The organism is Streptomyces sp. NPDC048506 (assembly GCF_040651315.1).
In the GTDB taxonomy this organism is placed as follows: domain Bacteria; phylum Actinomycetota; class Actinomycetes; order Streptomycetales; family Streptomycetaceae; genus Streptomyces.
Genome location: NZ_JBEZIX010000034.1, coordinates 67,442 through 80,122 on the forward strand (window position 1 = coordinate 67,442; position 12,681 = coordinate 80,122).

General features: G+C 72.6%; 9 protein-coding genes. 5 read left to right on the forward strand and 4 right to left on the reverse strand.

Annotated elements, in window-relative coordinates:
* Positions 1–182: 182 nt before the first annotated feature.
* From AB0C96_RS26400 to AB0C96_RS26420, 5 genes are all read left to right on the forward strand, one after another.
* The gene (locus AB0C96_RS26400; protein WP_362920441.1) at positions 183–1,946 is read left to right on the forward strand and encodes a peptide ABC transporter substrate-binding protein; all 1,764 of its coding nucleotides are present in this window, start codon (positions 183–185) and stop codon (positions 1,944–1,946) included.
* Positions 1,943–2,893, forward strand: coding sequence for an ABC transporter permease (locus AB0C96_RS26405; RefSeq protein ID WP_362920443.1), 951 nt, complete (start codon positions 1,943–1,945; stop codon positions 2,891–2,893). The genes AB0C96_RS26400 and AB0C96_RS26405 overlap by 4 nt, the downstream gene beginning before the upstream one ends.
* Complete coding sequence (locus AB0C96_RS26410; protein ID WP_362920444.1) at positions 2,890–3,792, forward strand: ABC transporter permease; 903 nt, start codon at positions 2,890–2,892, stop codon at positions 3,790–3,792. Before AB0C96_RS26405 ends, AB0C96_RS26410 begins: the two co-directional genes overlap by 4 nt.
* On the forward strand, positions 3,789–5,792 hold the full coding sequence (locus AB0C96_RS26415) for an ABC transporter ATP-binding protein (RefSeq protein ID WP_362920446.1): 2,004 nt from the start codon (positions 3,789–3,791) through the stop codon (positions 5,790–5,792). The genes AB0C96_RS26410 and AB0C96_RS26415 overlap by 4 nt, the downstream gene beginning before the upstream one ends.
* A gap of 805 nt (positions 5,793–6,597) precedes the next feature.
* Positions 6,598–7,995: an NADP-dependent succinic semialdehyde dehydrogenase gene (locus tag AB0C96_RS26420; protein ID WP_362920448.1), complete on the forward strand. Its 1,398-nt coding sequence runs from the start codon at positions 6,598–6,600 to the stop codon at positions 7,993–7,995.
* A 7-nt stretch (positions 7,996–8,002) separates the two neighbouring features.
* On the opposite strand, the gene AB0C96_RS26425 is transcribed toward AB0C96_RS26420, so the two are convergent.
* The 4 genes from AB0C96_RS26425 to AB0C96_RS26440 form a co-directional block, all read right to left on the reverse strand.
* Positions 8,003–8,182: a hypothetical protein gene (locus AB0C96_RS26425; RefSeq protein ID WP_362920450.1), complete on the reverse strand. Its 180-nt coding sequence runs from the start codon at positions 8,180–8,182 to the stop codon at positions 8,003–8,005.
* Positions 8,183–8,263: 81 nt separating this feature from the next.
* Positions 8,264–10,399 carry a SpoIIE family protein phosphatase gene (locus tag AB0C96_RS26430; protein WP_362920451.1) on the reverse strand — a complete coding sequence of 712 codons (2,136 nt, stop codon included), beginning with the start codon at positions 10,397–10,399 and terminating at the stop codon, positions 8,264–8,266.
* Between the two features lie 251 nt (positions 10,400–10,650).
* Positions 10,651–11,868: a metallophosphoesterase gene (locus AB0C96_RS26435; protein WP_362920453.1), complete on the reverse strand. Its 1,218-nt coding sequence runs from the start codon at positions 11,866–11,868 to the stop codon at positions 10,651–10,653.
* 134 nt (positions 11,869–12,002) lie between these two features.
* Positions 12,003–12,530: a DUF1990 domain-containing protein gene (locus AB0C96_RS26440; protein WP_362920455.1), complete on the reverse strand. Its 528-nt coding sequence runs from the start codon at positions 12,528–12,530 to the stop codon at positions 12,003–12,005.
* Positions 12,531–12,681 lie beyond the last annotated feature (151 nt).

A 12,681-nucleotide genomic window follows, 5' to 3' on the forward strand; every position in this document is an offset into this window, starting at 1 on the left:
GGCCTCCGAAGGAAGTTCCCGTGTCAACTCGCCGACAGTAGACCGCAGTTGGGCTGTTTCGCCAAGGTCTTGACTTCTTTTCCCGGCCGTCCGTACTTTGCTCGCACTCCTCGACCGGCCGAGCCACCGGAGGCAGCATGGGTCTGCGCAGTGTCCGAAAACGCGGTCCCCTGGGGCGGGTTGTGGTCGCCGTTCTGCTCGGCGCCTCGGTGCTCGTCGGCCTGGTCGGCTGTACCCCGGCTGGCAACGTTGTCACCGACCTCGGCGCCACCGGCGGCACGCCCGTCCGGGGCGGCACCGCCACCATGGCCCTGCCCCCCGCCTCCACCCCCAACTGGATCTTCCCCATCGGCGCCCCCGGCTATCTGGCCTCCTACAACAGCGCCATCCAGGACCTGCTCTTCCTGCGGCTGTTCACGCCCGAGCGGAAGGGTGACGGGCTGAGCATGGACTCGCCCCGCAACCTCGCGGAGGCGCCCCGCTACGGCGACCGGAACACCACCGTCACCATCACCCTCAAGAAGGGCCACCAGTGGTCCGACGGCACGCCCGTCACCACCCGTGACGTGGAGTTCTGGTTCGACCTGATCAAGCACAACAAGCGGGAGTGGGCGGGGTATTCGCCCAAGCTGATGCCGGACGACGTCGTGGCGTTCGACGTCCTCGACGACCGCACCTTCCGGCTCCGGCTCGACCGCGCGTACAACCCCGCGTGGTTCACCGCCAACGAGCTCCAGGACTTCGTGGCCCTGCCGGTACACGCCTGGAACCCCGACAACGAGGCTCCCCAGCGGGCCTTCGCCCGCCTGATGCGGCACGCCAGGCAGTTCTCCCGGTTCGCCACCGACCCGCTGTGGAAGACCGTCGACGGGCCCTGGACGATCGAGAAGTGGAGCACCTCCGGACAGGTCTCCCTGGTTCCCAACACGAGGTACCGCGGGCCCGACAAGCCCCATCTCGACCGGGTCGTCCTCAAGCCCTTCACCACCGCCGACTCCGAATTCAACGTGCTGCGCGCCGGCGGCGTCGACTACGGCTACCTACCGCCCTCCGTCATGGCGCAGGCGGCGACGTTCAAGGAGCGGGGCTACCGCATCGACCCGTGGGAGGGCTGGGCGATCACCTACATCGTCCTCAACTACCAGCACCCCACGGCCGGCCCCCTGCTGCGCCAGGCCTATCTGCGGCAGGCGCTCCAGCTGCTGATCGACCAGAAGGCGATCTCCCGGGTCGTCTGGCACGGCAGCGCCGCCCCCACCCTCGGCCCGGTCCCCGCCGGCCTGCTCGACGAGGACCCCTACCCGTACGACCCGGAACGGGCGAAGTCCCTGCTGTCCGGACACGGCTGGGCCGATCGGGACGGGGTGTTGCGCTGCGTACGACCGGGACGTGGCGCGCATGCGTGCGGCGCGGGCGTCCGGGAGGGTCAGGAGCTGCGACTGTCGCTGCTCTCCCAGTCCGGGTCGACCGAGACCTCCAACACCATGCAGGTGGTCAAGTCCGAGTTCGGCAGGGCCGGTATCGCCCTCGACGTCCGGCAGCAGCCGCTGAACACCGTCCTCGGCACCACCGTCCCCTGCAAGCGGACCGAGCCGCTCTGCGCGCAGTGGCAGCTCGGCTTCTTCGGCACCCAGGGCAGCTGGTACTTCCCGGTCGACCCCAGCGGGGAGCAGATCTTCGCCACCAACGCCCCCTCCAACATGGGTCGTTGGTCCGATCCGGAGACCGACCGGCTGATCCGGGACACCGAGTACTCCGACGACCCCGCCGCGATGCGCGACTACGGCCGCACGGTGGCCCGCCGGCTCCCCGTCCTGTGGACCCCCAACCCCGCCTACCAGGTCTCCGCCATCCGCAACGACCTGCGCGGCGTCGACCAGAACCCGACGCTCTCCCTCACCCCGCAGAACTGGTACTTCGTCAAGAAGGGCGGTGCCGACCGGTGATCCGCTTCCTGGTCCGGCGCAGCGCACAGGCCCTGGTCGTGCTGCTGCTGGTGTCGGTCGTCGTCTTCGTCCTGCTGCACCTGCTCCCGGGCGGCCCGGCCCGCGCCATCCTCGGCGTGCAGGCCACCCCGGACGCCCTGGCGCACTTCAACCACCAGCAGGGGTACGACCGTTCACTGCCGGAGCAGTACCTGATGTACCTCGGTCGGCTGCTCACCGGCGACCTCGGCGAGTCGTACAAGCTCAACCAGAGCGTCGCCTCGCTGCTGGCCGAGCGGCTGCCCAAGACCGCGCTGCTGGCGGGGCTGTCCCTCGCGCTGGCCGCGGTCCTCGCGGTCCCGCTCGGCATCCTTCAGGCCGTACGCCGCGGCACGGCCGTCGACCACCTGTTGACCGGCGCGGCCTTCCTCGCCTACGCCACCCCGGTGTTCTTCCTCGGCCTGGTCCTCATCCTCGTCTTCAGCCAGCAGCTCCCCCTGCTGCCCGCCGAGGCACCGCAGGCCGACACGGTCGGCGGGATCCTCGCCGATCTGCCGGCCCTCGTCCTCCCCGTCGTCACCACCGCGCTCGGCACCATCGCCGCCTTCAGCCGCTACATGCGCTCCGCCGTCCTCGACAACCTCGCCGAGGACTACGTCCGCACCGCACGCGCCAAGGGGCAGTCCGGCGCCCGGATCATGGCCCGCCATGTGCTCCGCAACGCGCTGATCCCGCTGGCCACCCTGCTCGGCCTCTATCTGCCCACCCTCTTCAGCGGCACCCTCGTCGTGGAGTCGATGTTCAACTACCCCGGAATGGGGCTGCTCTTCTGGAACGCGGCCCAGGGCTCGGACTTCCCGGTGCTGCTCGGCGTCACCCTCGTGGTCGGCGTCGCCACCGTGCTCGGGTCCCTGCTCGCCGACATCGCCTATGCCGTCCTCGACCCGCGCATCAGGAGCGTGACGTGACGACCCCAGCCCTCGACGCCGCCCGGCCGGAGGCCGTCCCGGCCGCACCGGGCCCGGTCCGCCGCACCCTCGCCGTGTTCGCCCGCAACCGGCTCGCCCTCACCGGGGCGCTGGTGCTGCTCGCGCTGCTCGCCTTCTGCTTCCTCGGGCCGCTGATCCACCCCACCGACCAGATCCACACCGACCTCTCCCAGGCCAACCGCGCCCCCGGCACCGGCCATCTGCTGGGCACCACCGACCTGGGCTACGACCAACTCGGCCGGCTGATGTACGGCGGCCGCACCTCCCTCGAAGTCGGCTTCGCCGCCGGGCTGTTGGCCACCCTCTTCGGCACGGTCTACGGCGCCGTCGCGGGCTACTGCGGCGGCTGGGTGGACGCCGCGATGATGCGGATCACCGACGCCGCGCTGGCCGTCCCGGCGCTCTTCCTGCTCGTCGTGGTGGCCGCGATCGTCACCCCCAGCAAGCCCGTCCTGATCCTGATCATCGCCTCCGTCGCCTGGCTCTCCCCGGCCAGGCTGATCCGCGGTGAGGCGCTGGCGCTGCGCGGCCGCGACTACGTCCACGCCATGCGGCTGATGGGCGGCGGCGGGGGCCGGGCAGTCTTCCGGCACGTGCTGCCCAACGCGATCGGCACCGTCGTCGTCAACGCCACCTTCCAGGTGGCCGACGCCATCCTCTACGTCGCCTACCTCGCCTTCCTGGGCCTGTCCGTCCCACCGCCCGCCGCGGACTGGGGATCGCTGCTCTCCGCGGGCATCACCTACACCCAGGTCGGCTACTGGTGGCTGATCTTCCCGCCCGGCATCGCGATCGTGCTGGTCGTCGCCGCGTTCAACGTCATCGGGGACGGCCTGCGGGACGCCTTCGACGTCCGGCTGAAGAGGAGCCGAGCATGACCGCCGCCCCCCTCCTGGCCATCGAGGACCTGCACGTCGAGGTCGGCGGCCGGGGCCGCACCGTCCACGCCCTAGACGGCATCGACCTCGACCTCGCCCCCGGGGAAGCGCTCGGCCTCGTCGGCGAATCCGGCTGCGGCAAGACCATGACCGCACTGTCCGTCCTCGGCCTGCTGCCGCACGGCGGGAGGGCCACCGGCGGCCGGATCCTGTTCGACGGCACCGACCTCGCCGCCGCCCCCGAAGCCGTCCTGCGGGACGTGCGCGGCAACACCGTCGGCATGGTCTTCCAGGACCCGCTGACCTCCCTCAACCCCACCCTCACCATCGGCGCCCAGGTCGCCGAACCACTGCTGCTGCACCGCCGGATGAGCCGGGCCGAGGCCTGGACCAAGGCGGCGGACACCCTGCGGCTGGTCGGAATGCCGCACCCCGAGGAGCGGCTGACGAACTACCCGCACCACCTCAGCGGCGGCATGCGCCAGCGCGTCGCGATCGCCATGGCGCTGGTCTGCGAACCCCGGCTGCTGATCGCCGACGAGCCGACCACCGCCCTCGACGTCACCACCCAGCAGCAGATCCTGGACGTCATCGACGACCTCCGCGCCCGCCTCGGCATGGCGATGATCCTGGTCACCCACGACCTCGGCGTGATCGCCACCCGGGTCGACCGGGTCGCGGTGATGTACGGCGGCCGGATCGCCGAACGGGCGCCCGTGCGGCCGCTGTTCACCACCCCGCGGCACCGTTACACCCAGGCCCTGTTCGCCGCCCTGCCCGAACGCGCCACCCACGGCGCCGGCACGCTGTCCACCATCCCCGGCCTACCGCCGTCCCTGCTCACCCGCCCCACCGGCTGCCGGTTCGCCCCGCGCTGCGCCTTCGCCACCGAGATCTGCCGCGCCGCCGAGCCGGAACTCACCGACGGCCTCGACGACTGCCCACCCGCCGCCACCGCCCACGCCTTCGCCTGCTTCCACCCGACCGGCCCGGCCCCGGCCACCGCCCCGTCCCGCCCGCCCGCACCCGCCGCGCCCCCGGTACGCACCGACGAAGCCCTGCTACGACTCACCGACGTCGGCAAGAGCTATCCGCTGCACCAGGGCCCGTTCGCCCGCCGCAAGGGAGCCGCCGAGGTCAGTGCGGTGGCCGGGGTCTCGCTCACCGTCCGCCGCGGTGAGACCTTCGGCATCGTGGGGGAGTCCGGCTGCGGCAAGTCCACGCTCGGCCGGCTGGTCGTCGGCCTGGAACCGCCCACCACCGGCAGCGTCCACGTCGCCGGCCGCGACATCACCACCCTCGCCAAGCGGGAACTCCGCGCCCACCGGCGCACCGTACAGCTGATGTTCCAGGACTCCTACGCGTCCATGGACCCCCGGATGCGGGTGGCCGCGATACTGCGCGAACCCCTGGTCATCCAGGGCATCGGCGACCGCACGGAACAACAGCGACGGATCACCGGACTGCTGGACGACGTCGGGCTGCCGCGCGGTGCGGTGGACCGCTACCCGCACGAATTCTCCGGTGGCCAGCGCCAGCGCCTCGGCCTGGCCCGCGCCCTCGCACTGGCCCCCTCCCTCGTCGTCGCCGACGAACCGGTCTCCGCGCTCGACGTCTCCGTCCAGGCGCAGATCCTCAACCTGATGCGGGAGCTACAGCACGAGAAGGGGCTGAGCTACCTCTTCATCTCGCACGACCTGGCGGTGGTACGGCACCTCGCGGACACGGTCGGCGTGATGTACCTCGGCAAGCTCGTCGAGACCGGCCCCGCCGAACAGGTCTTCACCCGGCCGCTGCACCCCTACACCCGGGCGCTGCTACGCGCCGACGAGACCCCGCTCACCGGCGAGCCCCCGTCGGCCGCCGCCCCACCCTCCGGCTGCCGCTTCCGCACCCGCTGCCCCCTTGCCACGCACCAGTGCGAAGCGGCGGAGCCGCCACCTGCCGAGCCGTTGGTCCCTGGGCACCGGGTCTCTTGCCATTTCCCCCTGACGGGGTGAGTTTCGCCCCACGTTTTTGGCTTTCCCGCCGTGGCCTGGCGGCCGGCGCTCCCCCACGTTTTTGTCTGCGGCGCCGTGTGTCGTCTCGCCGTTGCGCCTGCGGCGGGCGTGGGTTTGTGGGTGCGGTGACGGGCCTCCGGGGTAGGGGTGTGGGACTGCTTCGCTTTACGTCCCACACCCCTGCCCCTCCGGCCCGTCCCCTCCCGTGAGTGGGAGGAAAGACGGTCGTGGGGGCGGGTGTGAGTGGGCTGGTGCGCGCAGACGACGCTCCACGGGCACCCCCACCGGTCTTCTTCCACCCATCCACGGGAGGGGGCGGACCGCAGGACGAAGTCCGGAGGGGCGCACCCGCAGCCGAACAGCCCCGCGCAGCGGCAACAGCCCGCCGCAGGCACAACGGCGAGAAAGCCGAAAACAGCCGGCTGCCAGGCCAAACGGCCAGCAACACCCACGGCGGGAAAGCCGATAACGTGGGCAGGGGGCCACCAAGCGCACATGGAGCCAACCACGGCGGGGGAGCCGAAAACGTGGGAGGTCAGCCAAGCGCAGCGAAACGCGAAACGCGTAAACGGATGGGAGGCCCAACAATGCGCGCGCTCGACCGTGATCCGCAGCTCACGGCCCCGGACCTGGGAGGCCCGCCGCCCAGCCCCGTTCCGGAGCCTCTGCCCGGTCCGCCGGTGCCCGCACCGCCGCCGGAGCCCATTCCGCCGGAACCGGAGCCGATCCCCCGTCCGCCCGGACCCGACCCGGTCCCGGACCCGTCCCCCGAGCCCGGACCGTATGTGCAAGGGAGGTGCTGATCATGGCCATCGCCACGGTCAACCCGGCCACCGGCGAGACCCTGAAGACCTTCGAGGCGCTCAATGCCGGCGAGATCGAAGACCGCCTGGTCAGGGCGGAGCAAGCGTTCCAGGAGCACCGCACCACCTCGTTCGGCTACCGCGCCGAGCTGATGGTCAAGGCCGCCGAGCTGCTCGACGGCGACCAGGACGGCATCGCCCGCACGATGACCACCGAGATGGGGAAGCCGCTGGTCCAGGCCCGTGCGGAGGCGGCGAAGTGTGCCAGGACCATGCGGTGGTACGCCCAGCACGCCGAGCAACTGCTCGCCGACGAGCACCCCGACCCGGCCGACGTGCGGGACTCCGGGGCGAGGCGCGCCGTGGTCCGCTACCGCCCGCTCGGCACCGTCCTCGCGGTGATGCCTTGGAACTTCCCGCTCTGGCAGGTCGTACGCTTCGCCGCGCCGGCCCTGATGGCGGGCAACACCGGACTCCTCAAGCACTCCTCGAACGTCCCGCAGACCGCGCTCTACATCGAGGAGCTGTTCCGCCGCGCCGGCTACCCCGACGGCTGCTTCCAGACCCTGCTGATCGGATCCGGCGCCGTCGAGGACGTCCTGCGCGACCCGCGGATCGCCGCGGCGACGCTGACCGGCAGCGAGCCCGCCGGCCGCTCGGTGGCGTCCATCGCCGGCGACGAGGTCAAGAAGACCGTGCTGGAGCTCGGCGGCAGCGACCCGTTCATCGTGCTGCCCTCCGCCGACCTGGACAAGGCGGCCCGGGTCGCCGTCACCGCACGCGTCCAGAACAACGGCCAGTCGTGTATCGCCGCCAAGCGGTTCATCGTGCACACCGACGTCCACGACGCCTTCGCCGAGCGGTTCACCGAGCGCATGGCCGCGCTGACCGTCGGCGACCCGATGGACGAGGGCACCGACGTGGGGCCGCTCTCCACCGAGCAGGGCCGCTCCGACCTGGAGGAGCTCGTCGACGACGCGGTCCACCAGGGCGCGACCGCCCTGTGCGGCGCCCGGCGCCCGCCCGACCACCGGGCCGGCTGGTTCTACGAGCCGACGGTGCTCTCCGGCATCACGCCCAGCATGCGCATCCACCACGAGGAGGCCTTCGGCCCGGTCGCCACGCTCTACCGGGTCGCCGATGTGGACGAGGCGGTACGGGTCGCCAACGACTCCCCGTTCGGCCTCGGCTCCAACGCCTGGACCCGCGACCCGGACGAACAGGAGCTGCTGGCACGGGACTTGCAGGCCGGCGGGGTCTTCTTCAACGGGATGACCGCCTCCCACCCGGGCATGCCGTTCGGCGGCGCCAAGCGCTCCGGCTACGGACGGGAGCTCTCCGGGCACGGGATCCGGGAGTTCTGCAACATCACCACGCTGTGGTACGGGCCGGAGGAGTGAGGCCGGCCTACGGCGCGCCCCACAGGGGCGAGGAGAGCACGAACGCGCGGTTCCGCGGGCTGCCGCCCAGGCCGCGTCCCCCGGACCGGCGCCCCGGGCCTTGCAGCCGGCGGTCCACGGCATGGTGGATGTCGTCGAAGCAGCAGTCCACCACCAGGACCCGGGAGTTGGCCCGTGCCTCGCCCACCTGGCGCTTGATCAGTTCGATCGGCAGGGCGGAGTAGCCGAGCGTGACGGCCGCCGGACCGGTTCGGGCGCCGCAGCGGGGTCAGTTCGGGCCGTCCGCCACCACGAACTCGCACCACAGCGCCTTGCCCGCCCCGCGCGGCTCCGCGCCCCAGCGGTCCGCGAGCGCCTCGACCAGCAGCAGCCCCCGGCCGGACGTCGCGGTCTCCCCGGGGCTGCGCCGGCGCGGCCACTGGCTGGAGCGGTCCTCGACCTCCAGCCGGATCCGGCGCGGGGTACCGGGCAGCAACTCCATGGAGACCAGGGCGCCGCTCTCGGTGTGGGTCAGCGCATTGGCGATCAGCTCGGACGCGGCGACCTCGACGTCGTGCGCGATGCTGCCCGCCCGCCACTGGTCCAGAGCACGGCGCAGCGCCGAGCGGACCTCCCCGGTGCCCGACGGGTCGGCCTGATGGACGTGCACCCGCATTCGTGGGGCGGTGGCGGCACCGGCAGCGGGCAGCCGGTGCAGCAGCAGGAGGGCCATGTCGTCCTCGGAGCCGGGGTCGCTGCACAGATGGTCCGAGAGCCGGTCGGCGAGCGCCTCCAGGTCGGCGGGCCCGGCGCGGACCGCGGCGGACAGCGCGTCGATGCCCGCCGAGATGTCCTGGCCGGGCCGTTCGACCAGGCCGTCGGTGCACAGCAGCAGCGTCGACCCGGGCTCCAGGAACAGCTGGGTCTCCGGGAAGTGGTCGTGCCCGAAGGCGGTGGCCAGGCCCAGCGGCAGCCCGCCGCACACCTCGGGCCAGTCGATGTGCCGGGCGGCGTTGCTGATCAGCGGTCCCAGGTGGCCGGCCCGAGCCACGTACAGCGCCCCGGACTCCAGGTCGGCCTGGACGTAGGTGCAGGTCGCGAACCGCTCGGTGTCCAGTTCGGCCAGGAAGCGGGAGGCCCGCACCAGGACGGTCTCCGGGGAGTGCCCCTCACTGGCGTACGCCCGCAGCGCGATCCGCAGCTGGCCCATCACGGCGGCCGCATGGGTGTCATGGCCCTGCACGTCGCCGACCACCAGCCCGGTCCGCCCCTGGGGCAGCGCGATGACGTCGTACCAGTCGCCGCCGACGTCCCGCCCGACGCCCGCCGGGTGGTAGCGGACGGTGACCGCACCGCCCGCGAGGGGTGGCAGCCGGCGCGGCAGCATCGTCTCCTGGAGCCCGGTCGCGAACTCCCGCTCCTGGTCGAAGAGGGTCGCCCGCTGTACCGACTGGGCCACCACGCCGGCCAGCGCCAGCGCCAGGTTCCTGGCCTCCGGTGACTGCACCGCCGGCTCGGCATTGAACAGCCCCAGGCCCCCGATCACGGTGTCCTGGGCGATCAGCGGCAGGAACGCGGTGCTGCCCGCCGGCAGGACGTCGGAGTACGGGCGCAGCCGCGGATAGCGGGCGATCAGTTCGCCGCGGGTGCTGAGGAAGATGGGCTGCCGGGTGCGCGCGGCGTCGGACAGCGGCAGGGTGTCGTCCAGCCGCGCCGTGTTCAGCTCCTCGGGCGGCCCGCCCTTGAGCCCGGCGGCCGCGACGATGGTGAACCGATCGTTCTCGACCAGGCCGAGCAGCAGCCCGTCCGCGCCGAACCGCCGGGCGCTGCCGGTGCCGGTGAGTACCCGCGTCACGTCCTTCATCGACAGCGCCCGGGCCAGCGCGGCCGTGGTCTGCTGGACCATCACGGTCTGCCGCTGGCGGTCCTGCTGGAGCGAACGCAGCAGCGCGGAGTCCGCCAGTTCGCCGGTCGCCTCCCGGACGATGCCGATGACCCGGTAGGGGACGCCGTCCGGGGTGTGCAGGATCCGCCCCTGGGAGTGCGTCCAGCGCCAGGACCCGTCGCGGCAGCGGACCCGGAAGTACGCGCCGTAGGACGCCTGGCCGTCCTCCAGTGCCTGCGAGAGCGCCTCGTCCAGCCGCCGCCCCTCCTCCGGCGGCACCCGCGTGACCAGCGACATCGGCGCACCGTCGTACTCGTCCGGGCGCAGGTCGAAGACGTCCAGGGCACCGGGGTCCAGCTCCATGACCCCGCCGTCCAGGTCCCAGTCGAAGGTGCCCATCCGGTTGAGCGAGAGCCGCGCGCGCAGCCCGATGGGCTCGTGCCGTGACACCCCCGGCGTGTCCTCCTGGACCCGGCGCCAGTCCCGGTGGGCGCGGGGGTCGTACCCCTCGTCGGACGGTTCGGCCGGCGGGGCGGTCACGGGTCGACCCGCCTCGCCCCGGAGCGCGCGCCGCACGGGCTCACCATGCGAACACCTTAGGCAGCGGTAGCGCGGCCCGCACGTCCGGTGCTTCCTGGTGGTTTCCGGATCGCGGAAGCCGGGTGCGGACGTCGTCACCGCCTCCGGGCCGGGCGGTCCGGGGCACCGTCACCCGGTGCCCGAGGCCGCACCGTGCACGCCGAGGCGGGCCGTCCCGGTGCGAGCGCTGCTCCGGGACGGCCCACCGGTCCTCAGGCGTGCGCCGGCGCCGCCACCGGACGGGACTGCCGCGTCCGGTGCGCCAGGGTGGCCTTCCGCGTCGCCACGTCCACGGTGTACACATCGATGGTCAGCCGGGCGGCCGACACCTTCAGCACCATGAAGCCGTGGTCGGAGAAGTTCTGCCAGGCCGCCGGGTTCTGGAAGTGCGCCTTGCCGTCCTCCGTCTTGGCGGACGCCCCGCACACCACCTGCCGGGTGCCGCCGGTGCGCGCCGTCGGCTCCAGGACCTGGAGCGTGTGGTCGTGACCGGACAGGATGAGGTCCGCCCGGCCGCACACCACCTTCTCGTACATGTCCTTGAGGTGGACGCCGCTGGTGTAGTTCCCGATCTCGAACCCGTCGTACGAGCCGGCGCTGCCGTGCTTGCCGTTGTTCAGGTACGGGTGGTGGCTGAGCACCACCTTCCAGCGGGCGCGGGAGGCGCGCAGCGCGCCGTCCAGCCAGCTCCGCTGCTCGCGCATGTACGGGCCGTCCCAGCGGTAGTACGGGTCGAGCTGGGCGACGTACGAGGACCACGGGATGGTGTCGATGGCGAAGAACTCCACCAGCGGGTCGGCGGCCGGCAGCGGCACGCTGTAGTAACGGCTGGGCATGTACCAGCGCTTGGAGGTCCTGGCGTAGGCGACCTCGCGGTCGCCGCGCGACGGGTCGCCGCCGCTGCCGGGGATCAGCCCCGAGCAGTCGTGGTTGCCCAGGACCATCAGCCAGGGCACGTCGATGCCGCTGTTGGGCTTCTCGAACTTGTCCTGGAACTCCGAGTCGTGGTCGGACTCCGGACCGTTCTCGTAGATGTTGTCGCCGAGGCCGACCGCGAGGCCTATGTGCTCGTCCCGGCAGACGTCGCGCGCCGCGGCCGCCACCGCGTACTGCGCCTCGTCCCCCGTCCCCGCGTCGCCGGTGACCAGGACGGCGAACTCCCCCTTCCCGTTGGGGTGCTGGGGGAACGGGAAGGCCCCCGGGCCGCCGAGGCGGGGCGCGGCCGACGCGGGCGTCTGGGTCGGTGCGGGCAGCACGGCCAGCGCCGCACCGGCCATCGCCCCGCCCAGCAGCGTCCGCCGGTTCACCCACTGCGGGACGCGGCCCGTCGTGCGCATCGGCGGCGCCCCGGCCGCGGCCTCCGAGCCGGCCCGCAGCCACTCCCGCTCGGTCATGTCCGCCTGCGGCGGGATCAGTTCGTCATCACACATGCCTGGCTTTCTTTCACGGTCGGCGGGGGCGATGGTGACGAAAAGATGAAGCCCAGGTGGATGTATGAAGATCAGCGATGCTGGGGCTACGCGTCGGTAACCAGCTGTCTCCGTAAGGCCTCAGGGCGTGAGGATCAGGGGGTCCGACCGCCTCGCCGAGGGTTGGCGAGCCGACGGAGGGTGCGGCCGAGATGGCGGGCGTACTGGCGCTGCGCCACCGGGACCAGCGGACCCCCGAACCGGGTCAGACGGGCGGCGGGGCGGCTGAACGCGGTCACGACGAACCACACCGAGCCGTCCGGGCGCCGCTCGGCCAGGAAGGCCTCCTCACCGCACTCGGGGTGCCCTTCACGGGTGCCGTACGCGAAGCCGATCCGGTCCTCCTCGGCGACCGTCCACACCACCCGGCAGGGCGCCCGCAGTCGCAGCGGCCCGATGCCCAGGGAGACCTCGACGGCCACCCCGGGCGCGGCCCGCGGGGCGTCGGCCCGGATGACGGCACCCGCGGCGCGGTGCATCCGGAAGGTGGTGATCGCCTCGCCCGCGGCGGCCAGCACCTCCGGTCCGCGGCCGATCGGCACCTCCTCGTGGAGGTGGTGGTAGCCGGGCGGCAGGGGGGTGCGCCGGGTGCCGCCCTGCTCGGGGTAGTTCACATCGCTCACGGTGGGGCTCCTTGCCTGTGACGGCTGCGTACACTGCCGTGACCAGGACGGAAGTGCAACGCGGGCGGGCCGGCGGGTGGGTGCGCCGCACCGTGCGGCGCGGTGTGGTGCGCCGGCTGGCCGGCCGGGCGGCGTGGAGCCGGTCCGGCCG

What these genes read in the sequence shown, in the direction of transcription:
- AB0C96_RS26415 (WP_362920446.1), top strand. Translation starts at nt 3,789, where the DNA reads ATGACCGCCGCCCCCCTCCTGGCCATCGAGGACCTGCACGTCGAGGTC.
- AB0C96_RS26420 (WP_362920448.1), top strand. Translation starts at nt 6,598, where the DNA reads ATGGCCATCGCCACGGTCAACCCGGCCACCGGCGAGACCCTGAAGACC.
- AB0C96_RS26435 (WP_362920453.1), bottom strand. Translation starts at nt 11,868, where the DNA reads ATGTGTGATGACGAACTGATCCCGCCGCAGGCGGACATGACCGAGCGG.